Origin of the sequence: Pseudomonas fulva, assembly GCF_023517795.1 — a bacterium.
In the GTDB taxonomy this organism is placed as follows: Bacteria; Pseudomonadota; Gammaproteobacteria; order Pseudomonadales; family Pseudomonadaceae; genus Aquipseudomonas; species Aquipseudomonas fulva_D.
Genome location: NZ_CP082928.1, coordinates 4741906 through 4767582, shown reverse-complemented (window position 1 = coordinate 4767582; position 25677 = coordinate 4741906). Strand labels below are relative to the sequence as shown.

The following is a 25677-nucleotide window of genomic DNA, read 5'->3' as shown; positions in this document are numbered from 1 at the left end:
CGACGCGGGTGTTCCTCACGCCGCACGATGAAAATAGCCAGTCTGAACGCCCCGTCAAAGGAGCCTTTGTAACTACTTTTTCCGCGTCTATCTAAAGGCCTTGCTCGCCGCTAAGATGCGCGTCTCCATTACCATGCGTGTTCGACCATGCCCGCCACCGCCCGCTTTCCTCTGCTCCCCTACCTCTGTGCCTGCATCGTCGGTTTTCTCGCGCTGGGCAGCCTCTGGCAAACCATCGGCAAGCCGGTGGTGCTGGCCGACGCGGCCACGCCGACCCACAAATTGCAATGCGCGTCCTACACGCCCTTCGGCAAGGACCAGTCGCCCTTCGATCTACCCCTGCAGATCCACCCGGAGCAGATGGACACCGACCTGGCGCTGCTGGCCGAGCGCTTCCAATGCATTCGCACCTATTCGGTCACCGGCCTGGAAACGCTGCCGGAGCTGGCCCGCAAGCATGGCCTGAAGCTGATCACCGGCGCCTGGGTCAGCCGCAACCCGCATGACACGGCCATCGAGATCCAGGGCCTGATCAAGCTGGCCAAGGAAAACCCGGATGTGGTCGAGGCGGTCATCGTCGGCAACGAAGCCTTGCTGCGCAAGGAAGTCACCGGCGGGCAGCTGGTCGAGCTGATCAACCAGGTCAAGGCCGAGATCAGCCAGCCGGTCACCTACGCCGACGTCTGGGAGTTCTGGCTCAAGCACCCGGAAGTGGCGCCAGCGGTGGATTTCATCACCATCCACCTGCTGCCGTACTGGGAAGACAACCCGGCCGGCATCGACGCGGCCCTGCATGAAGTGACCGAGGTACGGGAGCTGTTCGGCAAGCAGTTCGCGCCCAAGGACATCATGATCGGCGAGACCGGCTGGCCCAGCGAAGGCCGCCAGCGTGAAACCGCGGTGCCCAGCCGCGTCAACCAGGCCACCTTCATCCGCGGTTTCGTCGCCCTGGCCGAGCAGCATGGCTGGCGCTACAACCTGATCGAAGCCTTCGACCAACCCTGGAAACGCGTCAGCGAGGGTGCGGTGGGCGGTTTCTGGGGGCTGTACGACGCCGATCGCCAGGACAAGTCGATCCTCGCCGGGCCGGTGTCCAACCTGCCCCATTGGCCGCTGTGGCTGGCCATCAGCGCCGGCGTTCTGGCCTTCGGCCTGCTGGTCGGTGGCCGTCCGAGCTCGACGCGCAACGCCGTGCTGCTGCCGTTGCTGGCCGCACTGGGCGCCGCCTGCATCGGCCTGTGGGCGGAGCTGGCCTGGGTGACCAGCCGCTATGTCGGCGAATGGCTGTGGGCAGGCGCCCTGCTCGCCCTCAACCTGCTGGTACTGGCCCATGCCGCGCTGGCCCTGTCCACGGCGCAGGGCTGGCGAGCCCAGGCTTTCGGCTGGCTGGAGCGGCGTGCCGGCTGGTGGCTGGCAGCAGCCGGCTTTGCCGGTGCGGTGATGATGCTGGCGATGGTCACCGATGCGCGCTATCGCAGCTTCCCGAGTGCCGCACTGCTGTTGCCGGCACTGGTGTACCTGCTGCGCCCGGTGGCAGGGCCGCGCCGGGAAATCGCCGTGCTGGCGGTATTGATCGCTGCCGGCATCGTGCCGCAACTCTATGAGGAGACCCTGGACAATCTGCAGGCCATCGGCTGGGCCATTACCAGCGCGCTGCTAGCAGCCGCCCTGTGGCGCAGCGTGCGCCACTCAAAGCGGTAACCCCCACCGCGGGCGCTGCGCTTGCCGCGTAGCGCCCGGCGTCCTGGAGCCTGTTCACGATCTTTCCAGACGACATTGCAGAGACTGCTACAAGGCAGAAGCGGCCGCTCCCAGCGTAGGGTGGACAACGCTCTTTTTGTCCACCATTGCGATCGCAGAGCGGTGGACGGGTAAAGCGTCGTCCACCCTACGAAAGGCCACTTGCGCCACTTTGCAGTCAACGCGCTGAAGCCGAGCCGAACGGTCCTGAACAGGCTATCAGCGCGTCACCACAGCGGGCGCGCGCACCAGACGAAGCAGCGCAAGAACGACTGCGAACACCGCGAGGCTCGCGGTATACAGCGCCAGCGCCGGCAAACCGAGCAGCAGCCCCGGCACGGCCAGGCGCCAGCCCCAGGCGCCGGGCAGGACGAATGCCAGCAGCGCGCAACCCAGCGCCGCCCAGGCGATCACCCGCAGGTGGATCATCCAGCCCAGGGTGGCACGCACCTGGCAGGCCAGAAGGCCCGGGTCATCGACGCAGCGGCCGACCCACTGATCACCCTCCATGAGCAGGTAGCGCAACGCGTAACTGGCGGCCACGCAGACGAGCGCTGCGATCACCAGGGCGACGATGGATAAACGACGAGGCATGCTGCACTCCAGAGGGCTTGAAAACGGCGCTCAGCATAATCGCCCGGCAGGCGGATGCAAGCGGCAAATCGATGCCGATCAAACCCGGCGCATACGCCATGGCAAAGGCCGTTGGCGGCCCAATCGCCTTCTGGTATATCCGGTGTGCAGCATGGCAGAATTTCCCATGGCACTTTGATACAACGGCGGTTGTCCTAGTCATCGCGGCTGATGCCGAAAGCACCGGCTTGCCGGCCCCACCTCTGAAAAGAATGTTCTCTTCCATAGGGATCTTGTATGTCTTTCATTCCCCGTCTTGCAGCCCTGCTCGGCACCCTGCTGCTCAGCGCCCCTCTGTGGGCCGCCGACATCGATGCGCAGACCTACGGCTATCCGCTGACCAACCCCTTCGAAGCCACCATCGCCACCACCCCGCCGGAGCTGCGTCCCGAGCTGCCGGAAGACGCGGACATCAAGCAGGCTGACTACCGCGTCCGCCTGCGTCCGGAACGGGAATTCCAGCTGCCGGACAACTTCTGGGCCGTCACCAAGATGAGCTACCGGCTGGCCGAGCAGAACGGCCCGGCGCCGCTGATCTTCATCATCGCCGGTACCGGCGCGCATTATTCGAGCGGCACGCCCGAGTACCTGAAGAAACTCTTCTACGGTGCCGGCTACCATGTCGTGCAGCTGTCGTCGCCGACCAGCTACGACTTCATGACCTCCGCCTCGCGCTTCGCCACGCCCGGCATCAGCCGTGACGACGCCGAAGACATGTACCGCGCCATGCAGGCCGTACGTGCCCAGCATCCGCGCCTGCAGGTCACCGACTATTACCTGACCGGCTACAGCCTCGGCGCCCTGCATGCGGCGTTCGTCAGCCAGCTGGACGAGACGCGCCGCAGCTTCAACTTCAAGCGCGTGCTGATGCTCAACCCGCCGGTCAACCTGTACACCTCGATCACCAACCTGGATCGTCTGGTACAGACCCAGGTCAAGGGCATCACCAACCGCACCACCTTCTATGAGCTGGTGCTGGCCAAGCTGACCCGCTACTTCCAGCAGAAGGGCTACGTGGACATCAACGACGCCCTGCTCTACGACTTCCAGCAGTCCAAGGAGCACCTGACCAACGAGCAGCTTGCCATGTTGATCGGCACCTCGTTCCGCTTCTCGGCTGCCGACATCGCCTTTACCTCGGACCTGATCAACCGCCGTGGCCTGATCACCCCCGTGGACTACCCGATTGGCGAAGGCACCAGCCTGACACCCTTCTTCCGTCGCGCGCTGCAGTGCGACTTCGACTGCTACATGACCGAACAGCTGATCCCCATGTGGCGCGCCCGCTATGGCGGCGGCAGCATCAACCAACTGATCAACGAGGTCAGCCTGTACAGCATCGAGGATTACCTGAAGAACAGTCCGAAGATCGCGGTGATGCACAATGCCGATGACGTGATCCTCGGTCCCGGCGACCTGGGCTTCCTGCGCCGTACGATGGGTGATCGCCTGACCGTGTATCCCTACGGCGGGCACTGCGGCAACCTCAATTACCGCGTCAACAGCAACGACATGTTGGAGTTCTTCCGTGGCTAAGTCCTTCCCTGCTCTCGCACTGTTCGCTGCCCTGTTGAGCTGCGGCGTTGCCTCTGCCCAGACCACCGTCGAAGACGATGGCTTCAAGCAACCGCTCAAGGAACTCACGTTCAACCCGGGCCTCAACCAGCGCGAATTCGAACGCTCGACGCTCTCGGCGCTGGAAATCCAGGATCCTCTGGAATCCTGGAACCGTCGCGTCTACCACTTCAACTACCGTTTCGACCAGTGGGTGTTCCTGCCGGTGGTCGATGGTTACCGCTATGTCACCCCAGGCTTCGTGCAAAAGGGCGTGACCAACTTCTTCAGCAACCTGGGTGATGTGCCGAACCTGATCAACAGCGCCCTGCAGCTCAAGGGGGAACGCGCCCTGAACACCACGGCGCGTCTGCTGTTCAACACCACCCTGGGCGTGGCGGGCCTGTGGGACCCGGCCACGCTCATGGGCCTGCCCAAGCACCGCGAGGACTTCGGCCAGACCCTGGGTTTCTACGGCTCTCCCGCCGGCCCGTACCTGATGCTGCCGATCCTCGGCCCGTCCAACCTGCGTGACACCACGGGCCTGGTGGTGGATTTCGGGGTCGCCCAGCAGATCAACTACCTCAACGTAGCCGAGGTCAGCAGCAGCCACCCGGAAATCATCGTCCTGCGGGGCATCGATCAGCGCTCGACCACCAGCTTCCGCTACGGCCAGCTGAACTCGCCGTTCGAATACGAGAAGCTGCGCTTCTTCTACACCGAGTCGCGCAAGCTGCAGATCGCCGAGTGAAAACCTGACGGCGCCCCAGGGCTCCGTCAGTACATCGACATTCTCGATAGATGAGTTGATCTTTTCCCACCCATCCCACGGCTCGGCTGGCCTACCATGGACCCATCGCTTGTCACGAGAGCCAGCCAGATGAACCAGCTACGCCCTGTCCTTGCCATTCAACCGGGCCAACCGGCCTCAGACGGCGCCGGTGTGCGCCTGAACCGGGTCATCGGCGGCGCCGGTATCGAACGTTTCGATCCCTTCCTGATGCTCGACGAGTTCAGCACCGACAACGCCGACGACTACATCGCCGGCTTCCCACCGCACCCGCACCGCGGTTTCGAGACCATCACCTACATGCTCGAAGGGCGCATGCGCCATGAGGATCACCTCGGCAACGTCGGCTTGCTGCAGGGCGGGGACGTCCAGTGGATGACCGCCGCACGGGGCATCATTCATAGCGAGATGCCCGAACAGGAACAGGGCACCATGCGCGGTTTCCAGCTGTGGCTGAACCTGCCTGCTGACAGCAAAATGGCCGAGCCGGACTACCGCGACATCCCCAGTACGCAGATTCCGCGCTTGCATACCGCCGAGGGTGTCGAGGCGGTGGTGATTGCCGGCACGTTCGTCGAGGGCGACAGTCGCCAGGCCGGCGCGGTACAGCGCCCACGCACCGAGCCACAACTCTACGATCTGCGCCTCCCCGCCGGCAGCGTTGTACGCCCTGAACTGCCGGCAGGTCATCGCGCCTTGCTGTATGTGTACCAGGGCGAAATCCAGGCACAGCAAAGTCATGAGGTCAAAGCAGGTCGACTGGTAAGGCTCGGTGACGAGGGCGAGTTGCTCTTGAGCAGTGACGGCGGTGCTGGCGTTCTGCTGATTGCCGGCAAGCCGCTGAACGAGCCGATCGTGCAGTACGGGCCATTCGTGATGAACAGCCGGGAGGAAATCGAGCAGGCGCTGCGTGATTTCCGTGATGGCAGCTTTGCCTGAGCGGATGCACGCAGACACAGCCGCTCAGCGCAGGTGGTTACGCCTGAAGGTCTCCTCCCCCATCGCCGCGATCTGCCCCTCGATCAAGGCATCGAACGGCTTGAGCAGGGCCTCGTAATCATAAGGGGCCTCAAGAACGTTCAATGCCGCGACTATTGCCTCCAGCGTCGATAGCGATCCCTCCATCGGCGCTTTGCGCAATCGATAGCGTGAAGGCGGCGCATCTCTCAGGGTCACCCGCGGCAACGCTGCCAACAGCGGATTCAGATGCAAGAGTTTGCGGGCCTTGCGCCACGTGCCATCGGGCACGACCAGGCGCATCGGGCGGTCCTCCTCTGCGCTGCTGACAAGGGCCAGTGGCTGCGCGTCATCTCCGGGAAACAGCAAACGCACACGATAGCCCGGCTCTGCCAGCCAGGCCGGCAGATCAGCGAATACTTCGCCCACCCACAAGGTGGCGTTACGCAAGCCCAGCACGGCGAGATTGGCTGTGTTGAGCGCATGGTCGACTTCATCGGGGTGCTGCAGCACGAGCACTTCAGTGCGGCTTGGCAGATCAGGGATCAACGCGCACAGGCAGTGGCTTGCCGGGCGCTTGCAGCGGGAACAGCGGGGGCGTGGCATTGGCGGGTCTCCTCGGCCGCGCAGTGTGCCATAGCACGCCAGCGCAGCCGAGAGGCGGTGTAAAGACCGCTAGCGGTTGAAGCGCTCGGCCAGGCTGTGCAGGTAGTCGGCCATGGTCTCCAGCTCCTTGCCAATCGCCGCGCCCTGGTGGGCCTGCTCGGCGCCCTGCTCGGAGAGGTGGGCGATGCGGGTAATCTGCCGGCTGATGTCGTCCGCCACCTGCCCCTGCTCCTCGGAGGCCGCCGCAATCTGCTGGCTCATGCCGCTGATGCGACTGACCGATTCGCTGATGCCGTCCAGCGCAATGCGCACCGCTTCGACGCTCTGCACGCTTTCCCGGGAGATTTCCTCGCCCCGCCCGGCCGTGGCAACGGCGCGCTCGGCACCGGCGCGCAACGAGGCGATGATCTGGTGGATCTGCTGGGTCGATTCACGGGTGCGCGAGGCGAGCGAACGAACCTCGTCGGCCACCACGGCGAAACCACGCCCCTGTTCGCCCGCACGTGCCGCCTCGATGGCAGCGTTGAGGGCCAGCAGGTTGGTCTGCTCGGCAATCGAGGTGATCACGTCGGCGACGCTGCCGATCGACTGCGTCGAGTTGGCCAGGTCGTTCACCGCCTGGCCGATATCCACCACAGCTTTGGCCATGTGCTGCATGGACTCCAGGCTGCCACCCGCCAGTTGCCGCCCTTCCCTGGCCAAGCGGTCCGCCTCCTCGGCGGCATGGCTGGTGCTCTGCACGTTCTGGGTGACTTCCTGGATGGTGGCGGCCATCTGGTTGATGGCCGTCGCCGATTGATCGGTCTCGCTGCGCTGTTGATCGAGCATCTCGGCGCCCGATCGCGAGAAGCCGGCGGCCTGGGCGGCCTGCCTCTTGACGTTGACACCGGCATCCTCCAGGCGTGTCAGGGCGGTCTGCAGCCGCGCTTCTTCGCTGATCATGGCCATGTCGAGCAGCGCCTGGGCACCTCGGTTGTCGCTGTAGGTAAGCGCCACCAGGCTGCTGGTGAAGGCCTTGGGGTGCTCACCCAGGGTGCGGCGGATCAAGGCGCGCTTGCTGTACAACTGATAGGAACCCAGCGCCGCCATCACGGCCACCACCACCAGCGCCAGCCATGCCCCGGCAAGCATCGTCTGGGCAGCCAGAATCACCAGCGCGGCGATGATCAGTGGCCAGGAGCGAAGCAGGTCATAGGTGAGGTGCTCGATCTTCGGCACGGGGGATTTGCCCGCCCGCAACCGCGCATACAGCGCCTCGGCACGGCGCTTCTGGTCTTCGCTGGGCAAAGAACGAACGGACTCGTACCCGGCCACCTTGCCGTGCTCATAAACGGGCGTGACATAGGCACTGACCCAGTAGTAATCGCCATTCTTGGAACGGTTCTTGACGATGCCCATCCAGGGTTTGCCCTGCTTGATGGTGTCCCACATATGGCCAAAGACGGCTGGCGGCATATCGGGATGACGCACGAGGTTGTGGGGCTGGCCGATCAGCTCCTCCCGGGTGAACCCGCTGATGGCCACGAAAGCATCGTTGCAGTAGGTGATCTTGCTGTTCAGATCAGTGGTGGAAATCAACCGCTCGTGACCGGGAAAAGTCCGTTCCCGCTGAGTTACCGGAAGATTCTGACGCATGGTTGCGATCCTTTAATACGTGAAGGGTACGTCCTTTCCACTCCACTATGTCTAGCACAGCAAAGCTGCCGCGCCAGCAAGGGTAGGCGGTTGGTGTGTGATGCTCGAAACGCTGGAGAGAGAACACGCGGAAAGCCGACCTGCAGCTCCCCTGTCATACCTTGCTCGCTGCTCACCCGAACGGGATTGCTTCTTTTGTCGGCAACAGGTTCAACGACTTGAGGGTGCCGTTGAACTAACTTTGCAGCCGCTTGTCAGCCGCGAGCGGCGACCCGTTGCGGTTCTGTATCCCATGTGGAGGGCAGCAAGGAATCTGCGAGCCGGTGCGCCGAACGAGGTGACGCCAGTCCAGCCAATTGACGCTGAAGGAGTACCGTATACAGGCGAAAACAGGCCGATGCCTGGGCATCGACCTGATCAGGAAGTCAGTTGCTGCAAAAGAGGACCTGAGCCAAGCGCATATAGGCATGGCCGATCCATGGCGAGCGCCCTGGACGACGCTCCCAGTGGGAATGCCTGGTATCAGCGGCGCCGACGGCGCTCTTCGGCCAGACGACGTTGCTCGTCGCTGCGGATCGGGATGGGCTGCATGCGTGGGGCAAGCAGCGCGTTGAGCTGGGCAGTGATTTTTTCGAACCAGTTTTTCATAAGGGTATCCTCAAACTGCGCACGGCTATGGTGACCGCTTGATTTCAGAGTAGCTGAAACCTGCGCGGGAGTGGAGAGCCAGGCAGCGTCAAAGCGTTGCAAGGCGCTACCGACCGTCGCTTAGTTAGCTGCTGGAGGCCGCGAATTCTGCGCTGCCCGCCATACCGGGGTCGATACACCCGCGATGCGGCTCAAAACTGATACTCGACGCCGGCACCGGCGTACCAGGAACGCCCCGGTGCCGCCTCGTAAAAACGTCCGTTGCCGTCACCCACGATCACCGAGCCGACGTATTGCTTGTCGGCCAGATTGTCCAGGCGCAAGGTCTGATGGGTGCTCCATGGACCGAACTGCTGTTCGAAGCGGGTACGCCAATTGAACACCGCATAGCTGGGCGCGGCTCTTTCGGTATTGGTGTCCTCAACGTACACCTGGCTACGATAGAGGCCCTCGAGCGCCGTACTGACGCCGTCGACCGGCTTCCAGGCCAGCTCGCCGAACAACGTGGTGCGGGGTACGCCGGGCAGATCATTGCCCTTGTCGATATTTTTCAGGGTATTCCCAGCTCCGGTGGTGAAGCTGGAGTCGTAGGTCGCCGCCAGGTAGGTATAGGCCAGCGCTGCCGACCAGCGCTCGGTGAACTGGCTTTCGACCCCCAGCTCGAGGCCGCGGCGCAGGGTCTTGCCGGCATTCTGGTAGCTGGTGCGGCCGCCGCTGTTTTCCAGCACCACAATTTCGTCATCGGTGTTGATCTGGAAAATGGCAGCGTTGATGCGGGTGCCTCCGGCGACGCGGGCTTTCAGGCCGATTTCATATTGGGTGCTTTCCGAAGGTTCGAGGCCGTAGTTGAAACCCGCGTTTCCCTGGGAATAGGCCAGCTCGGCCTGGCTGGGCGTCTCGAAGCCCTTGCCGACACTGAGATAGCCGTTCAGGTCAGGCGTGAAGGCATAGCCGAGGCTGACCGAGGGCGTGGCCTTCTCGTAACGCCTGGTACCGCTGTCGTCACCATTGGCGCCGACGATATAGTTGTCATCGACATCCACCTCCACGGTGCTGTAGCGCAAGCCACCCTGCAGGGTCCAGTTGCCGATGGTCCAGGTGGCCTGGGCATAGGGATCCAGGCTGGTAACGGTATCGACTTCATCGCGACGCAGGTCACCTTTGACTCCGAGCCGAGAACCCGAGAAATTCTCGTAACCGCGTCGGTCATCGCGGCTCTGGTCGTAATCAAGCCCGAACGCCAGACGCAGATCCCCACTTACACCTGCCACCGGCTGCAGCCAGCGTATGCTGCCGCCATGAAACTCTCGGTCGAAATCGACGACCCCACCACTGTGGTTCGGGTTGCCCTGCGGCCCTTGTGGAATGGCCAAGTACTGAATCACGCGGCGCTTACCCGCATAGACCGTTGTCTGCAACGTCGCCTCGCCAAAATACCGCTCATAATTAGCACCTAGCTGCTGATGATCGATGCTTTTCCGAGTGTTGTACGTTAAAGCGTTGGCAGTAACCGATCTCGGATCCGCCTTGTATGCCGCCCACGCCTGCCCCAATGGATCTTGCGTACCGTTCTGCTCCAGGCTGCTGTAGATCAGCGCCAACCTGCTGTCTTCATCGGGTTTGAAGTTGAGCTTGGCGAAGGTCTGGTCGCGGCGTGCCGAGCTGTGGTCACGGTAACCGTCGGTGTCCATCCGCGAAGCGTCGAGCACGAAGCCGACGCCATCCGCCTCGCCTTCGGCGGTGAGGTGATTGCGGGTCAGGCCGTCGCCGCCGATCAGCGTCTCCGCGCCGATGCGCGGCCGGCCGACACCGTCGCGGGAAAACATCTGGATCACCCCACCGGCGTTGCTGCCATACAACGTAGAAGCCGGCCCCCGTAGCACTTCGATGCGCTCGGCGGTGTCCAGGTTGAAGGTGGCCGCCTGGCCCTGACCATCCGGGGTGCTGGCGGGAATCCCGTCGGTAATCAGTTTCAGCCCACGCACGCCAAACGCCGAGCGCGCGCCAAAGCCGCGGGAGGATATCTGCAGATCCTGCGCATAGTTCTGGCGATTCTGCACCACCAGCCCAGGCACCCGGGTCAGCACCTCGGAGGCGTTGATGCCCAACTGCCCGTCGCTGATCTGCTCGCGGTCGATGCTGTCCACCGAGAACGGCAGGTCGAAGCTCTGCGCCGCGCTTCGCGATCCGCTGACCACGCTGGGTTCGAGCACCACACCAGCGGCCGTCTCCTGCGCCTGGGAGGTGCCCGCTGCCGCGCAGCCACATAACAGCAGGGCCCGGCTCAGGCGGGAAAGTTCGAAGGCGCGCGAAGGTGGTCTACAGCTCATGGCAAATGGATCCTTTCATTGTTCGGCTTGGCGCCAGTGGGAGCAGCCACCCGGGTCGGGGTGGCCCTGAAACGGGGTGACTCGGCAGGCGGGTTGCGCGCTGCTGGCGCGCAACCTGTCATTGTCACCCGAGCGGGCCTGAGGTGCGACCCGCAGGCGCAAAACCGCGTTCAAACAATAGTGATGCGGGGCGCCGCGTTCGAGGCGCACGCCAGTGACGCACCCCGAGGAAAAAGGCCGGTGGCGAACCCATGCCCGCCACCAACGGCCGGTACCGGCAGGTAAGCTGGGCTTGCCTTGCTGGCATCATCCAGCAACACTGCCGCCCTTCATTCCTTGACGGGAGTCTGCCTTGCGCCCTGCCGACATGCTGCGCCTCTTGCTGCTCGCTGCGATCTGGGGCGCCAGTTTTCTGTTCATGCGGATCGTCGCGCCGGTGATCGGCAGCATGCCGACGGCCTTCTTTCGCGCCTCCATCGCCATGCTCGGCCTGCTGGCGATTCTGTTGCTGATGCGGGTGAAGTGGAACTTCCACGGCAAGATCGGCCTGTGCCTGATACTCGGGATAATCAATGCGGGCATCCCCTCGGCCATGTACAGCATGGCTGCACTGGTGCTGCCAGCGGGCTACTCGGCGATCATCAATGCCACCACACCGATGATGGGCGTGCTGATCGGTGCGTTGTTCTTCGCCGAGGCGATGACGACGAGTCGCGCGGCGGGTGTTGCACTGGGCCTGTTCGGGGTCGCCGTGCTGACCCGCAGCGGACCGGCGCAGCTGGACATGGGCCTGCTGCTTGGCGCCCTCGCCTGCCTGCTGGCCACCGCGTGCTATGGCGTGGCCGGCTTTCTGACCCGACGCTGGATAGCGGGACGCCTGGATAACCGCCTCACCGCTTTCGGCAGCCTGCTGGGCGCCAGCCTGTTCCTGTTGCCGCTGTTCGCCGGCTCGCTGGCACTCGAGGCACCGGCCAGTTGGGGCGGCTGGCTGGAATGGACGTCGCTGCTGGCACTGGGCCTGGGCTGCACGGCCTTCGCCTACGTACTGTATTTCCGCCTGCTCAACGACATCGGGCCGATAAAGGCCTCCACCACCACCTTTCTGATTCCGATATTCGGGGTGCTGTGGGGCGCATTGCTGCTTGGCGAGCCGCTGTCCTGGGCGCACCTGTACGGCGGCATATTGATCGCCATCGCCTTGTGGCTGGTGGTTCGTCCTACGGCCAAGGTGCCGGCTTAACGCACGCTCAGTTTTGGTGGGCTGAAGCCCACCCTACAATTGCGTGTACTCCGTAGGGTGGGCTTCAGCCCACCAATTGGCAGACCACCTGACGTCCCGTAAAGCGTTCCCACGCAGAGCGTGGGGACGATCTGATCACGCAAATTTACTGCTGCAATTCCTGCTCGGTGAACAGGTCGCTGAACAGCATGCTGGTCAGGTAGCGCTCACCGGAGTCGGGCAGGATCACCACTAGGGTCTTGCCCTGCATCTCCGGCTTCTCGGCCAGGCGTACCGCTGCGGCCATCGCCGCGCCACAGGAAATGCCGCAAAGGATACCTTCCTCGCGCATCAGCCGCAGGGCCATGGCCTTGGCGTCTTCATCGGTAACCTGCTCGACACGGTCGACCAGCGACAAATCGAGGTTCTTCGGCACGAAGCCGGCGCCGATACCCTGGATCTTGTGGGGGCTGGGTTTGACTTCGTCACCGGCCATCGTCTGGCTGATCACCGGTGAGGAAACCGGCTCGACCGCCACGGACAGGATCGCCTTGCCCTGGGTCTGCTTGATGTAACGGGAGATACCGGTGATGGTGCCGCCGGTACCGACCCCGGAGACCAGCACGTCGATGGCACCCTCGGTATCGTTCCAGATTTCCGGCCCGGTGGTCTTCTCATGGATCGCCGGGTTGGCCGGGTTCTCGAACTGCTGCGGCATGTAGTACTGCTCGGGGTTGGAAGCGGCGATTTGCGCAGCCTTCTCGATCGCGCCCTTCATGCCCTTGGCCGGCTCGGTCAGCACCAGCTCGGCGCCCAGCGCCTTCAATACCTTGCGGCGCTCCAGGCTCATGGAGGCCGGCATGGTCAGCATCAGCTTGTAGCCCCGCGCAGCGGCGACGAAGGCCAGTCCGATACCGGTATTGCCGGAAGTCGGCTCGACCAGGGTCATACCCGGCTTGAGCACGCCACGGGACTCGGCGTCCCAGACCATGTTGGCGCCGATCCTGCACTTCACCGAGTAGGCCGGGTTGCGGCCTTCGATCTTGGCCAGGATGGTCACGCCCTTGGGCCCGAGGCGGTTGATCATCACCAGGGGCGTGTTGCCGATAGCCTGTGCGTTGTCTGCATATATGCGGCTCATGGTGTATCGGTTCCTTATCATGACTGAGCCCGTCAGCCTATGCCTCAAGCCGGGGCGCGTCCAGCGTCTGGAAGTTCGAACTCAGGCGGACCGGCGGCAGTCCACTCCTGACACCGCGAAACCGGACACCCACGATGAAACGTCGCTACAGCCTGCCCCTGTGGATCTGCCTCGGCCTGCTCGCCCTGCTGCTGGTGGTGCATATCGCCCTGCCCTACATGGTGCGCAATTACCTCAACGACAAGCTGGCCGAGATGGGCGATTACCGCGGCCATATAGAGGACGTCGACGTGGCGTTGTGGCGTGGCGGCTACCGCATCAACGGCCTGCGTATCGTCAAGGTCACCCAGGACCTGCCGGTACCCTTCGTCGACGCCCCCCTGATCGACATCTCGGTAAGCTGGAACGAGCTGCTGCACAATGGCGCCGTGGTCGCTCGGGTGGTATTCGACCGGCCGGAGGTGAACTTCGTCGATGGCAAGAGCCGCGAAGACTCGCAGACTGGTGAAGGCACCGACTGGCGTGAGCAGCTGAACAAGCTGTTGCCCATCACCCTCAACGAGGTGCGGGTCAATGACGGCGCCCTGGGTTTCTATAACTTCAATGCCTCGCCGCCGGTAAAACTCAAGGCCAACGCCATCCAGGCCAGCCTGTACAACCTGACCAACGTGGCCGATGAACAGGGCGACCGCGTGGCGCGTTTCGAAGGCAAGGCCAAGCTGATGGACCAGGCGCCACTGGAAGCCAGCGCGGTGTTCGACCCCTTCCACAACTTCCAGGATTTCGAGTTCCGCGTAAGGGCTACCGACATCCAGCTGCCGCGCCTCAATGACCTGGCCAATGCCTATGGCAAGTTCGATTTCAAATCGGGCACCGGCGATATTGTGATCGAGGCCTTCGCCGAGGACTCCCAGCTCAGCGGCTATATCAAGCCACTGCTGCGCGACGTGGAAGTGTTCGACTGGCAGCAGGATGTCGAGAACCAGGACAAGGGCTTCTTCCACTCGATCTGGGAAGCGGTGGTGGCCGGCAGCGAGAAGGTGCTCAAGAACCGCCCGCGTGACCAGATCGCCACCCGCGTGGAGCTGCGCGGCAGCACCAAGCAGCAGGACGTCAGCGCCTTCCAGGCGTTCATCGGCATCCTGCGCAATGGTTTCATCCAGGCCTTCAACAGCGGTTTCGAGCGTGATGCCGCTGAGGAGCCCTGAGCGCGTCCATTCAGTGACTGAATACCCCAGGCGCGTTCACACCCATGCGCCGGGCGCGCTATAGTCGGCGTTTTCCCATTCGCCTGCCGCGTGAGGATTCCCGATGAAGTTCGAAGGCACCGAGCACTATGTCGCCACCGATGACCTCAAGCTGGCGGTCAACGCTGCCATCACCCTGCAGCGCCCGCTGCTGGTCAAGGGCGAGCCCGGCACCGGCAAGACCCTGCTCGCCGAGCAGCTGGCCGAGTCCTTCGGCACACGGCTGATCACCTGGCACATCAAGTCCACCACCAAGGCGCACCAGGGCCTCTACGAGTACGACGCGGTCAGCCGCCTGCGTGATTCGCAGCTCAGCTCCGACAAGGTTCACGACGTTCGCAACTACATCAAGAAGGGCAAGCTGTGGGAGGCCTTCGAGGCGGACGAACGCGTGGTGCTGCTGATCGACGAGATCGACAAGGCCGATATCGAGTTCCCCAACGACCTGCTGCAGGAACTCGACAAGATGGAGTTCTACGTTTACGAGACCGACGAGACCATCAAGGCCAGGCACCGGCCGATCATCATCATCACCTCGAACAACGAAAAGGAGCTGCCGGACGCCTTCCTGCGCCGCTGCTTCTTTCACTACATCGCCTTTCCGGACCGCCAGACCCTGCAGAAGATCGTCGACGTGCACTACCCCGGAATCAGCAACAGCCTGGTGGCCGAAGCGCTGGACGTATTCTTCGACGTGCGCAAGGTCCCGGGCCTGAAGAAGAAGCCGTCGACCAGCGAACTGGTCGACTGGCTCAAGCTGCTGATGGCCGACAATATCGGCGAAGCGGTGCTGCGCGAGCGCGACCCGACCAAGGCCATTCCTCCGCTGGCCGGCGCCCTGGTCAAGAACGAGCAGGACGTGCAGTTGCTCGAGCGACTGGCCTTCATGGCACGCCGCGGTAACCGTTGATATAGGCATGGATATCGAACGAGTCCGCCGCAAGCGTCAGAAGAACGTCCAGGAACAGACGCTACTGAGACGGGAAGCACTGCTGCGAACCGCAACTTTTTATCGCAATAACCCAGACAGAATTCCGCTTGCCTTGCGGCAATACGCGCGGGGTCAAGCGATAGACTGGGATAGATCGATCTTCATGGAACTGAACCCCAATATCTATGGTGGCTACTGGGTTAGCGGAATGCTGTTGACCCAAGAACATCGCTTCATCGAGTTTGATTTGCCGACCAACGAAGATCACAGCGCTCTGGATGGCTCAGCAAAAGTCATTTGGCTCGACGTTAGCGCACGAATCTGCACGTCTCGACATCTGCGAGGAACCGGCATAAGCGAAGGGGCACTGGCATTGGAAATCCAAGCTGCGTTGAATAACGAGGATGAACCAGATGCATAGCGGCAGCTGCCTGTGCGGCACAGTCAGGTACCAGATCGACGCGCCCGTCGAGTCGGCCAGCCATTGCCATTGCAGCCAGTGCCGCAAAGCTCATGGCGCGGCGTTCGCCAGCTACGGCAACGTGCGCCGCGAGCATTTTCGCTTCACCGAAGGTGAGGCATCGGTCAGCACTTTCAACTCTTCGCCCGGCGTGAGCCGTACCTTCTGCCAGCGCTGTGGCTCGAACCTGCAATGGCTCTCCGAGCAGCCTTACCTCAAGTGGGTGTCGAAGGCACTTGGTACGCTGGACAAGCCCCTGCCAATTGTCGAGCAGAAGTACATCTACACCCGCTCGAAGACCGACTGGTACTGCCTCAATGACGGCCTGCCCGTCGATGATCGCCACTGAGGACGCGCCATGCTGCTTAATCTATTCAACGAAATGCGCGCGGCCAAGGTGCCGGTGTCCCTGCGTGAGTTGCTCGACCTGATCAGCGCGCTCGAGCACAAGGTGGTGTTCGCCGACATGGACGAGTTCTATTACCTGGCCCGCGCCATTCTGGTGAAGGACGAGCGCCATTTCGACAAATTCGACCGGGCCTTTTCCGCCTACTTCGACGGTTTGCAGAACCTCGACCAGCACCTCGAAGCGCTGATCCCCGAAGAGTGGCTGCGCAAGGAGTTCGAGCGCTCGCTGAGTGCCGAGGAACGTGCGCAGATCCAGTCCCTGGGCGGCCTGGACAAGCTGATCGAGGAATTCAAGAAGCGCCTGGAAGAGCAGAAGAAACGCCACGCCGGCGGCAACAAGTGGATCGGCACCGGCGGCACCAGCCCGTTCGGCTCGGGGGGCTACAACCCGGAAGGCATCCGCGTCGGTGATGCCGGCGAGCGCCAGGGCAAGGCGGTCAAGGTGTGGGATCAGCGCGAGTACAGGAACCTCGACGACTCGGTGGAGATCGGCACGCGCAATATCAAGGTGGCCCTGCGCCGCCTGCGCAAGTTCGCCCGCCAGGGCGCCCTAGATGAGCTGGACCTCGATGGCACCATCGACCACACCGCCCGTGACGGTGGCCTCTTGAACATCCAGATGCGCCCGGAGCGCCGCAACACGGTCAAGCTGCTCCTGCTGTTCGATATCGGCGGCTCCATGGACGCCCACGTCAAGGTCTGCGAGGAACTGTTCTCCGCTTGCCGTACCGAGTTCAAGCACATGGAGTATTTCTACTTCCACAACTGCGTGTACGAATCGGTGTGGAAGAACAACCTGCGGCGCAATGCCGAACGCGTTGCCACCCATGACCTGTTGCACAAGTACGGCGCCGACTACAAGGTGGTGTTCATCGGCGATGCGGCCATGGCGCCCTACGAGATCACCCAGCCGGGCGGCAGCGTCGAGCACTGGAACGAGGAAGCGGGTTACCTGTGGCTGCAGCGCTTCATGGACACCTACAAGAAGCTCATCTGGATCAACCCCTACCCGCGCGAAGCCTGGGACTACACCAGCTCGACGCGCATCATCCGCGAGCTGATCAACGACCAGATGTTCCCGCTGACCCTGCAGGGTCTGGAGGATGGGATGCGTTTTCTGGCCAAGTAGCTGCCACCTGTAGCCCGGGTCGAGCGCAGCGACACCCGGGAAGCTGGTCCCCCTGGGTAGCGCTTCGCCCAACCCAGGCTACACATTGGCGCTCAGCGCATGCGCGGCGTTTGCCGCTCTGGGGCCACGCGACGCTCACGGCGCCGGAATGGCAGGGCCAGCAACAGCAGAATGCTTTCCACCACCCAGGCCAGGAACAGTGCGCAGACGATGCCCCAGGCGATTGCCTCGGGCACCAGCAGCACCTGATAGCGATAAGCGGCGCGGGTTTCCGCCAGCAATTGGCTATCGGCGGCCGTTGCCAGGTGCCAGACCTGGCGATACCAGGGGCCCTGCATGGCCAGGGACTCCTGCTCCAGCAGCGCGGAGCGCTCCACCAGCAGGCCGACGCTGCGCGCATCGCTCTGCATCACCGGATCGCTGCTGTTGCGGTAATGGCCGACCAGCCGTTGCAGGTCGCCATCGAAGAAGCGCCGGGCGGTGTCGCGAAAACCGCTCAGGCTCTGCTCGGACTCCAGGCGATGGGCCTCGGCGCGCTTGGCGTAATCGTCGATGAAGCCCGGCACCTGAACGCCCAGCAACAGGCCAAGGGCGAACAGCGCCAGACGCAGATAACTTCGTATCATCCTTCCCTCACCGCCCCACGGGACGTCAGTCAGTTGCTCTGGCCCTGGGCGATGCATTCGCCGGCGCGCCACAGGCGCCATTCGCCCGGCTGGTACAGCGACCACTGCTCGTTGTCGGTCAACGGCTCGGTGGCCAGCACCGAGACCACATCATTGGGTGTGGTCTCGGCGTGGAAATCCACGCTCATGTCGGCGTCACGCAAATGCGCAGGGCCGAAGGGCGCGCGCCGGGTGATGTGCGCCAGCTTGGTGGAGCAGAAGCTGAACAGCCAGTCGCCGTCGCTGAGCAGGCAGTTGAACACGCCGTGCTGTCGATAGGCCGCGCAGGCGGCGACAAGTTCAGGCAACAGCACCTCGATCGGCACGGCTTCCGGGAAGGCGGTACGAATGCGGTTGAGCAGGTCGCAAAAGGCCGACTCGCTGTCGGTATCGCCAATGGCGCGGTAGAAGCTCAGCGCCGGGCGGAAATCGGCCAGTTGGCCGTTATGGGCGAAGCACCAGTTGCGCCCCCACAGCTCACGCACGAAGGGATGGGTGTTGGCCAGGCACACGCGGCCGACGTTGGCCTGGCGAATATGGCCGATCACCACCTCGCTCTTGATCGGGTAGCGCTGCACCAGCTGCGCCACCTCCGACTCGCTGCTCGCCCGTGGGTCTTGGAACAGGCGCAGGCCGCGCCCTTCATAGAAGCCGATGCCCCAGCCATCGCGATGCGGCCCGGTGCGCCCGCCCCGCTGCATCAACCCGGTAAAGCTGAAGACGATATCGGTGGGGACGTTGGCGCTCATGCCGAGCAATTCACACATGATCGGGCTCTCGATTGAACGGGCTTACAAACGCGGTTCGACGCGAGTGCCACGGCTGCTGCGTGACTCGGAATAGCGTGGTTCCTGCTCCTGCTCCAGGCGCTCGCGCAGGGTCAGGTCGCTGTCTCCCTGCTGCTGCTCGCGCGCCGCGTTGCGGGCCTTGGCACGGCTCATGAACGGCCAGCGAATGGCCACGAACAGCAGGTAGACGGCAAACGCGATCATCCCGTACATGGCCAGGTCCGCCACGGCGCGCCAGGCATTGCTGCCGACCTTGAACAGCAGGTCGAGGGCAACGATTGCTACCGCAGGGGCAAACAGCTCCTTGGCCGGGTCGACGATGGTCGGGCAGAACAGCAGAATCGCCACCAGTACCCGCAGAGGCTCGCGCAGGTAGCGCCACATCCAGCTGGTAATCCTGAACCACACCAGCAGGCAGCCCAGCGCGGCAATCGCATAGGCGCCCCAGGCGAGGAGATAGTCGTTTTCGATCATGAGGGCGATGGTTCCCTTGCTTGACTGGGCTCGAGCGGACGAATGCGCATTGGCGCGCTTGCCGGACGACAAAGGCGCTTATGATAACGGCTTTTACCCGGTTCGGCGCCTTCGAGGCATTTCTTAAAACGCACAGACGAAAGCGTTTGCAAGTGCCCCCCGGCTGTCGCTCCCCGCTCTGGAGATGTTCATGACCACCGCCCCCATCGCCCGCAAGGCCCCCGGCGCCGACCCTTACCACTGGCTCGAGGCCCGCGACAGCGACGAGGTACTGGAGCACCTGCGCGCCGAGAACGCCTACCTGGAAAGCAGGTTGGACGACCTGCCGCTGCGTGAGCAACTGTTCCAGGAAATCAAGGCGCGCATCCGCGAAACCGACCTGTCCCTGCCGACGCCCTGGGGCGATTACCTCTATTACCAGCGCACCACCGCTGGCGACGAATATCCCCGCCACTTTCGCTGCCCTCGCCCGGCCGATGGCAGCCTGACACTCGAGGAGAACGCCGAGCAGCTGCTGCTGGACCCCAACGAGATTGCCGCCGGTGGTTTTCTGTCCCTGGGTGCGTTCAGCATCAGCCCCGACCAGCAGCGCCTGGCCTACAGCCTGGACACCAGCGGCGAGGAAACCTATCGGCTGTTCGTCAAGGAACTGGCCAACGGCGCCATCAGCGAGCTGCCGTTCGAGAACTGCGATGGCAGCATGACCTGGGCTAATGACAGCCAGACCCTGTTCTACGGCGAGCTGGACGATAGTCACCGCCCCGCCACCCTGCACCGCTTTCGCCTGGGCGATGCACACAGCGCCCAGGTTTTCCACGAAGCCGACGAGCGCTTCTTTCTCAGTTGCTACCGCAGCAGCTCCGAGCGCCAGCTGGTGCTGCTGCTCGGCAGCAAGACCACCACGGAATCCTGGGTACTGAACGCCGACACGCCCGAACAGCCCTTCCAGTGCCTGGCCGCGCGCGAAGAAGGCCACGAGTACTACGCCGACCACGGCAAGCTGGATGGCCAGTGGGCCTGGCTGATTCGCAGCAACCAGAGCGGCATCAACTTCGCCCTGTACAGCGCTGCGCCCGAACGACCAACCCGGCCCGACTGGCAGGAACGGGTGGCGCACAACGAACAGGTGATGCTCGAAGGCGTCAGCCTGGCCGAGTCGGCGCTGGTGCTCAGCCTGCGCGAGGGTGGCCTGCCGGTCATCGACGTACGCCCGCAGGGGTTGGCCGGCTACCGGGTCAGCCTGCCGGACGCCGCCTACAGCCTGTACGTGCAGGACAGCCTGGAATTCGCCAGCCCGGTGATCCGCCTGCGCTACGAAGCGCTCAACCGTCCGGCGCAGGTTCGCGAGTTGAACCTGGCCGATGGCACCCAGCGGGTCCTCAAGGAGACGCCGGTTCTCGGCAACTTCGATGCCGATGACTACCTGAGCCAACGCCTCTGGGCGACCGCGCCGGATGGCACCCAGGTGCCGATCAGCCTGGTGGCGCGTCGCGATGCCCTGGGCCAGGCCGCCCCTCTTTATCTCTATGGCTACGGCGCCTACGGTGAAAGCCTCGACCCCTGGTTTTCCCACGCACGGCTGAGCCTGCTCGATCGCGGCATGGTGTTCGCCATCGCCCATGTACGCGGTGGCGGCGAGCTGGGCGAGGCCTGGTACCGTGCCGGCAAACTCGCCCACAAGCAGAACAGCTTCAGCGACTTCATCGCCTGCGCCGAGCACCTGATCGCCCAAGGCTTCACCACCCCCTCGCAACTGGTGATCAGCGGCGGCAGCGCCGGCGGCCTGTTGATCGGCGCGACACTCAACCAGCGGCCTGAGCTGTTTGCCGCCGCCATCGCCGAAGTGCCCTTCGTCGACGTGCTCAACACCATGCTCAACCCGGAATTGCCGTTGACCGTCACCGAATACGACGAATGGGGTGACCCCAACCAGCCGGAGGCCCATGCGCGCATCAAGGCCTATGCCCCTTACGAGAACGTCCAGGCGCAACGTTACCCGGCCATCCTCGCGGTGGCCGGCTACAACGATAGCCGCGTGCAATATTGGGAGGCGGCCAGGTGGGTGGCGCGCCTGCGGGAACTGAAGACCGACGACAACCTGCTGCTGCTCAAGACCGACCTGGAAGCCGGCCATGGCGGCATGAGCGGTCGTTACCAGGCCATCCGTGACGTGGCCCTGGAATATGCCTTCGTCTTCAAGGTACTCGGCCTGCACGCGGCAGGCCGTTAGCAGGCTGCCGCAGCCGGCAGCCCGTGGCCTCAGTCAGGAATCTGCTCGCCCTGCTGCTCGGGCGCCTGCTCCTGCTGACGCTCGGAGGCATCCTGGGCGGCTTTGGTGGATTCATCGTTGTCACGCCCGTCGCGAATCACCGGCGGGGTGTCGGGATCGACCTTGGAGGGGTCAGGTACCTCGGGCGTCTGAATCGCGCCGGCAGGTTCGGGCGGGGCGGACTGCTGCTGGGCCTGGGCGATGCCGCCCATCGACAGCAGGCTGATCAGGACGAATAGAGGGGTGCGCATGGTCAGTACTCCATAAGGCAGTGGGACTTGCTGCATTGGGCAATGCCCGCCGACGGAAAGTGCAGACTGATTCCACGGCCCTGCCTATATACTGCGCGCATACGCCAGCAAGGAGCGATCATGAGCAGCCCGTCCACGCCACCCTCCAAACTCGACCGCATCCTCGCCGACGCTCAGCGCAGCCGTGAAGAAGGCTACCGGGACAAGGCCCTGCGCATGTACCCCCACGTCTGCGGCCGCTGCGCCCGGGAATTTTCCGGCAAGCGCCTGAGCGAGCTGACCGTGCACCATCGCGACCACAACCACGACAACAACCCCCAGGACGGTTCCAACTGGGAGCTGCTGTGTCTGTTCTGTCACGACAACGAACACGCCCGCTACACCGACCAGCAGTATTTCAGCGAAGGCTCGACGGCCAGCCAGACCGCGCCGAAAACCACCCACAAGGCGTTTGCCAACCTCGCTGATCTGCTGCAGAAAAAATCCTGAGGAGCGAACAGGTCGTATAATGCCGGCCCCTTTCTCGAGGCCTGGTCCGTGGGCAACAAACGATACAGCTGCATCGGTCTTTACAACCCCAAGTCGCCGGAGAACGTTGGCGCGGTGATGCGTGCCGCGGGCTGCTATGGCGTGGCGTCGGTGTTCTATACCGGCAAGCGCTACGAGCGCGCTCGCGACTTCGTCACCGACACCAAGCGCGTGCACCTGGACATTCCGCTGATCGGCATCGACGACCTGCAGAAGGTGATTCCCCTGGGTTGCACGCCGGTCGCCGTGGAACTGGTGGATGGCGCCCGCCCCCTGCCCACCTACACCCACCCGGATCGCGCCTTCTACATCTTCGGCCCCGAAGACGGTTCGCTCGACCAGAGCGTGCGCGACTGGTGCGAGGACGTGATCTACATCCCCACCGAGGGCTGCATGAACCTGGCGGCCACGGTCAACGTGGTGCTCTACGACCGCCTGGCCAAAGGCAACAACACCCGTACCGGCGCCAGGTACTGAAGCGCAGACAAAATAAAGCCCGGACGATGCCGGGCTTTGTTTCAGGGCTGACCGATCAGGACATCTCGGCCTTGCCACCGGTGCGGCTGTAGCCATCTTCGGCGACCAGTTTGCCACCGATACGCTCGTAGCCGCTTTCGGCAATCTTGCCACCGGTGCGCTTGTAACCATCTTCGGCGACCAGTTTGCCACCGATACGCTCGTAGCCGCTTTCGGCAATCTTGCCGCCGGTACGCTTGTAGCCGTCTTCGGCAACCAGCTTGCCGCCTACGTGCTGGTAACCGCTTTCGGCAATCTTGCCGCCGGTGCGCTTGTAGCCATCTTCAGCGACCAGCTTGCCGCCTACATGCTGGTAACCGCTCTCGGCAATCTTGCCGCCGGTACGCTTGTAGCCATCTTCGGCCACCAGTTTGCCGCCGGTGCGCTCGAAGCCATTCTCGGCGATCTTGCCGCCGGTACGCTTGTAGCCGTCTTCAGCCACTTTCTGGGTAATGATCGAGTGTGAAGAGGTGGCGTCGACCGGGCCCTGGGGCAGCGCGAATGCTGCGCTGGCAAGGGTGGCGATAAACAGGCTGGCGATAAATTCGGTTTTCATGATGAGCTCCTTGGGAAGAAGTAAGTGGGTATGGGGCTCATGTTACTCAAGAAAATTTGATGAAAAACTCGATCCCGAGAATAGTAAAGATCGACTCCATTGATATCTCGGTCAAAGCCACGAATCACTAGGCCTCCAAGTAAAACGCCCAGTCCGCCATGACACCGGACCGGGCATTTTTTCTCGATAATTAATCATCTATAAATCCGATAGATAAGCCCTGCTCGCCTGGGCCAACCCACTCCGATCAGGTCCTGGCCAGGCTCTGCTGGCACGGACGCCCTGTCGAAGCAGGGCGAGGCGATCGAAAAGCCGACAGAAAGGTGGCCCGCGCAGATTCCGCAAGCCCAGGGAGCGCACCGCGCAAACGCAGGTAGCGACCCCGACTGGGGTCAGCGCAGCAGGCGAGTATCCAGCACCTTGGAACTGCGGCCCATGACGTTCTCGGTGATCTCGATGAAGTCCTTGGTGCTGGCCTTGTCCATGCGCATCAAGCCACGGGCCACGTCGTCCAGGGAGCGCTGCTGGCCGTCCTTGGTAGCCTGGCGAATCTCCCGATCGAGCTCCTGCAGCAGCAACACCGCACGGGCGGTGACCGGCCCGGTTGAGGTCTCGGTGCGCAAGGATTTGACCGGCTTGCTCCACTTGATCAGGTGCTCGCGAACCTTCTGGTAGCGGTCCTCACTCAGCCCGCCGGCACGACGCATCACCTCGATGGCGTAATACTCGGCGATCCCCTCGCTGATCCAGTCGCTGTTGTCGGTATCGCTGATGCGGCTGAACACGTGCACCAGTTCATGGACCAGCGAACTGGTGCCGTTCTCGCTGACCAGCGGGCGGTCGGCATGCATGAAATAGGAGTTGGGCGCCGACAGGCCGCCGCGCCACATCGGGTCACCGGCACCGACCACCAGCAGCTTGGCAGGGTCACGGGGGAACACCGCCTGCATTTCCGGCCAGACGAAGGTCAGCAGCGTCAGCGCATCCATCCGGCGCATGCCCTCGCCCACCGGCGCGGCGATGGTCACCTGGGTTTCGCCGAGCTTGGCGCGGCGGGTGCCGATCTTGCCGGCCAGGATCCAGCCGGTGGGCCGGTCGAACTTGCGTTGCGGGTTGTCGATGCGGAACTTGTTCTTGCCCACCCGCGGCCAGCCTGTCTCGACGCTGCGCCAGCCCTTGGGCAGGTCGAACTCCAGGCGCGCGACCAGATCGAGGCCGTCGACCTGATTGAGCACGGCGCTGGGAATCAGGTCATCACCACGCAGCAATGCCCAGTCCTCGGTCATGCGCGCATCGAAGCGGCCTTCGCCACGCGGATGACTGATGCGTACCCTGTAGCTCAGGCTGCTCTTGCCCTTGGCGGGCACCCACAGGCCGCGGTTATCGCCTTCGGGCTTCCACTCGCCGTCGGCCTTGAAGTCGCTGTAATAGCCCTCGTCGCCGAGGTTGAAATTCAGCCCTCGCACCAGCTCGCCTTTTTCCAGGGTGATGCTGACTTCAGCCTCGTCGCTCTGCGGCAGGAATTTGACCCTGTAGTCCAGATCGACCTTCTCGGCGGCCCACAGGGGTGTGCCGGTACTCAACAGAACAGCGGACAGCAGCAGGCAGCGAATCGACATACGGCAGACTCCAGAACGAACGGGCGGAACGTCAAGGGGGATCAAGGGCAAGACTATGCGCAACGGCGTCATCAAACACCAGCGTGCTTAAACGAGCCTTAACGGCTCATCACAGACACTCAGCCGGCGCGAAAGATCAGATGTTCTTCCCAGTCATCCTCGGCGACGCTGTTTTCACTGAGCATGCGCCCCGCCTGGGAGATGCGCTCGCGGTGTACGGCATCGGGGTCGCCGCATACCAGATGATGCCAGGACGGCAGATCCTTGCCTTCGCTGACCAGCCGGTAGCCGCAGGTCGGCGGCAGCCACTGGAACTGGTCGGCCTGGGCAGGCGTGAGCTGGATGCAATCGGGCACGAAGCGTTTGCGGTTCGGGTAGTCGCTGCAGCGGCAGGTCTGCAGATCGAGCAGCTTGCAGGCGATGCGCGTGTAGTACACCGCACCGTCATCCTCATCCTCGAGCTTCTGCAGGCAGCACAGCCCGCAGCCATCGCACAGCGACTCCCACTCCTGGTGGTCGAGCTGCTCGAGGGTCTTGTGGTGCCAGAAAGGATGCGCGGGCATGGCCATGGTCGAACGTGCAA

General features: G+C 63.3%; 26 protein-coding genes. 13 read left to right on the top strand and 13 right to left on the bottom strand.

All coding sequences use genetic code 11. The features are described 5' to 3' along the window. The first annotated feature begins 147 nt into the window (after positions 1 to 147). Positions 148 to 1701, top strand: coding sequence for a beta (1-6) glucans synthase (locus K8U54_RS22010; protein WP_249907804.1), 1554 nt, complete (start codon positions 148 to 150; stop codon positions 1699 to 1701). A 258-nt stretch (positions 1702 to 1959) separates the two neighbouring features. Here K8U54_RS22010 and K8U54_RS22005 read toward each other — a convergent pair whose 3' ends face one another. After that, complete coding sequence (locus K8U54_RS22005) at positions 1960 to 2334, bottom strand: hypothetical protein (RefSeq protein WP_249907803.1); 375 nt, start codon at positions 2332 to 2334, stop codon at positions 1960 to 1962. Positions 2335 to 2610: 276 nt separating this feature from the next. Here K8U54_RS22005 and K8U54_RS22000 point away from each other — a divergent pair, with 276 nt between their 5' ends. The 3 genes from K8U54_RS22000 (at position 2611) to K8U54_RS21990 (ending at position 5656) form a co-directional block, all read left to right on the top strand. Then, positions 2611 to 3909, top strand: a complete 1299-nt coding sequence (locus K8U54_RS22000) for a serine/threonine protein kinase (RefSeq protein WP_249907802.1) — start codon at positions 2611 to 2613, stop codon at positions 3907 to 3909. A 19-nt stretch (positions 3910 to 3928) separates the two neighbouring features. Then, on the top strand, positions 3929 to 4678 hold the full coding sequence (locus K8U54_RS21995) for an MlaA family lipoprotein (protein ID WP_249910494.1): 750 nt from the start codon (positions 3929 to 3931) through the stop codon (positions 4676 to 4678). A gap of 129 nt (positions 4679 to 4807) precedes the next feature. Beyond that, entirely contained in the window at positions 4808 to 5656 is an 849-nt protein-coding gene (locus tag K8U54_RS21990; RefSeq protein ID WP_249907801.1) for a pirin family protein, read from the top strand. Between the two features lie 24 nt (positions 5657 to 5680). On the opposite strand, the gene K8U54_RS21985 is transcribed toward K8U54_RS21990, so the two are convergent. The 4 genes from K8U54_RS21985 to K8U54_RS21975 form a co-directional block, all read right to left on the bottom strand. Further along, positions 5681 to 6280: a tRNA-uridine aminocarboxypropyltransferase gene (locus K8U54_RS21985; protein WP_249907800.1), complete on the bottom strand. Its 600-nt coding sequence runs from the start codon at positions 6278 to 6280 to the stop codon at positions 5681 to 5683. Between the two features lie 69 nt (positions 6281 to 6349). After that, on the bottom strand, positions 6350 to 7915 hold the full coding sequence (locus K8U54_RS21980; RefSeq protein ID WP_249907799.1) for a methyl-accepting chemotaxis protein: 1566 nt from the start codon (positions 7913 to 7915) through the stop codon (positions 6350 to 6352). Between the two features lie 522 nt (positions 7916 to 8437). Then, on the bottom strand, positions 8438 to 8563 hold the full coding sequence (locus K8U54_RS25240) for a PA1414 family protein (protein WP_283939387.1): 126 nt from the start codon (positions 8561 to 8563) through the stop codon (positions 8438 to 8440). 191 nt (positions 8564 to 8754) lie between these two features. Next, the gene (locus K8U54_RS21975; RefSeq protein ID WP_249907798.1) at positions 8755 to 10893 is read right to left on the bottom strand and encodes a TonB-dependent receptor family protein; all 2139 of its coding nucleotides are present in this window, start codon (positions 10891 to 10893) and stop codon (positions 8755 to 8757) included. Between the two features lie 352 nt (positions 10894 to 11245). Between K8U54_RS21975 and K8U54_RS21970 the strand changes: the two genes are divergently transcribed. Then, on the top strand, positions 11246 to 12133 hold the full coding sequence (locus K8U54_RS21970) for a DMT family transporter (protein WP_249907797.1): 888 nt from the start codon (positions 11246 to 11248) through the stop codon (positions 12131 to 12133). Between the two features lie 145 nt (positions 12134 to 12278). Here the strand turns inward: K8U54_RS21970 and cysK are convergent, their stop codons facing one another. Next, positions 12279 to 13253 (bottom strand): cysteine synthase A, encoded by a 975-nt coding sequence (cysK, locus tag K8U54_RS21965; RefSeq protein ID WP_249907796.1) that lies wholly within the window; start codon positions 13251 to 13253, stop codon positions 12279 to 12281. A 134-nt stretch (positions 13254 to 13387) separates the two neighbouring features. Between cysK and K8U54_RS21960 the strand changes: the two genes are divergently transcribed. The 5 genes from K8U54_RS21960 (at position 13388) to K8U54_RS21940 (ending at position 17428) form a co-directional block, all read left to right on the top strand. Next, positions 13388 to 14461, top strand: coding sequence for a DUF748 domain-containing protein (locus K8U54_RS21960; protein WP_249907795.1), 1074 nt, complete (start codon positions 13388 to 13390; stop codon positions 14459 to 14461). 103 nt (positions 14462 to 14564) lie between these two features. Next, positions 14565 to 15410 carry an AAA family ATPase gene (locus K8U54_RS21955; RefSeq protein ID WP_249907794.1) on the top strand — a complete coding sequence of 282 codons (846 nt, stop codon included), beginning with the start codon at positions 14565 to 14567 and terminating at the stop codon, positions 15408 to 15410. Between the two features lie 7 nt (positions 15411 to 15417). Further along, positions 15418 to 15852 carry a hypothetical protein gene (locus K8U54_RS21950; RefSeq protein WP_249907793.1) on the top strand — a complete coding sequence of 145 codons (435 nt, stop codon included), beginning with the start codon at positions 15418 to 15420 and terminating at the stop codon, positions 15850 to 15852. Further along, entirely contained in the window at positions 15845 to 16240 is a 396-nt protein-coding gene (locus tag K8U54_RS21945) for a GFA family protein (protein ID WP_249907792.1), read from the top strand. Before K8U54_RS21950 ends, K8U54_RS21945 begins: the two co-directional genes overlap by 8 nt. A 9-nt stretch (positions 16241 to 16249) precedes the next feature. Continuing rightward, positions 16250 to 17428, top strand: coding sequence for a vWA domain-containing protein (locus tag K8U54_RS21940; protein WP_249907791.1), 1179 nt, complete (start codon positions 16250 to 16252; stop codon positions 17426 to 17428). A 92-nt stretch (positions 17429 to 17520) separates the two neighbouring features. On the opposite strand, the gene K8U54_RS21935 is transcribed toward K8U54_RS21940, so the two are convergent. From K8U54_RS21935 to K8U54_RS21925, 3 genes are read right to left on the bottom strand one after another with little or no spacing between them, the layout of a single operon-like run. Beyond that, positions 17521 to 18054: a DUF2937 family protein gene (locus K8U54_RS21935; protein WP_249907790.1), complete on the bottom strand. Its 534-nt coding sequence runs from the start codon at positions 18052 to 18054 to the stop codon at positions 17521 to 17523. A gap of 29 nt (positions 18055 to 18083) precedes the next feature. Further along, positions 18084 to 18860 (bottom strand): class II glutamine amidotransferase, encoded by a 777-nt coding sequence (locus K8U54_RS21930; RefSeq protein WP_070886379.1) that lies wholly within the window; start codon positions 18858 to 18860, stop codon positions 18084 to 18086. A 24-nt stretch (positions 18861 to 18884) separates the two neighbouring features. Beyond that, positions 18885 to 19355 (bottom strand): MFS transporter, encoded by a 471-nt coding sequence (locus K8U54_RS21925; RefSeq protein ID WP_249907789.1) that lies wholly within the window; start codon positions 19353 to 19355, stop codon positions 18885 to 18887. A gap of 190 nt (positions 19356 to 19545) precedes the next feature. Here K8U54_RS21925 and K8U54_RS21920 point away from each other — a divergent pair, with 190 nt between their 5' ends. Further along, entirely contained in the window at positions 19546 to 21585 is a 2040-nt protein-coding gene (locus K8U54_RS21920; protein WP_249907788.1) for a S9 family peptidase, read from the top strand. 29 nt (positions 21586 to 21614) lie between these two features. Here the strand turns inward: K8U54_RS21920 and K8U54_RS21915 are convergent, their stop codons facing one another. Continuing rightward, entirely contained in the window at positions 21615 to 21875 is a 261-nt protein-coding gene (locus K8U54_RS21915; protein WP_249907787.1) for a hypothetical protein, read from the bottom strand. Positions 21876 to 21995: 120 nt separating this feature from the next. On the opposite strand from K8U54_RS21915, the gene K8U54_RS21910 reads away from it, so the two are divergent. Both K8U54_RS21910 and K8U54_RS21905 read left to right on the top strand, forming a co-directional pair. Continuing rightward, a complete protein-coding gene (locus tag K8U54_RS21910; RefSeq protein ID WP_249907786.1) occupies positions 21996 to 22364 on the top strand; it encodes a YajD family HNH nuclease in 369 nt (122 codons plus the stop codon). 48 nt (positions 22365 to 22412) lie between these two features. Further along, on the top strand, positions 22413 to 22880 hold the full coding sequence (locus K8U54_RS21905; RefSeq protein WP_249907785.1) for an RNA methyltransferase: 468 nt from the start codon (positions 22413 to 22415) through the stop codon (positions 22878 to 22880). A gap of 55 nt (positions 22881 to 22935) precedes the next feature. Here the strand turns inward: K8U54_RS21905 and K8U54_RS21900 are convergent, their stop codons facing one another. The 3 genes from K8U54_RS21900 to K8U54_RS21890 all read right to left on the bottom strand — a co-directional run bounded on the left by K8U54_RS21900 (position 22936) and on the right by K8U54_RS21890 (position 25663). After that, on the bottom strand, positions 22936 to 23475 hold the full coding sequence (locus K8U54_RS21900; RefSeq protein ID WP_249907784.1) for a heme utilization protein: 540 nt from the start codon (positions 23473 to 23475) through the stop codon (positions 22936 to 22938). A 392-nt stretch (positions 23476 to 23867) separates the two neighbouring features. Then, complete coding sequence (locus K8U54_RS21895; protein WP_249907783.1) at positions 23868 to 25094, bottom strand: hypothetical protein; 1227 nt, start codon at positions 25092 to 25094, stop codon at positions 23868 to 23870. Between the two features lie 119 nt (positions 25095 to 25213). Then, entirely contained in the window at positions 25214 to 25663 is a 450-nt protein-coding gene (locus K8U54_RS21890; RefSeq protein WP_434059969.1) for a YcgN family cysteine cluster protein, read from the bottom strand. Positions 25664 to 25677 lie beyond the last annotated feature (14 nt).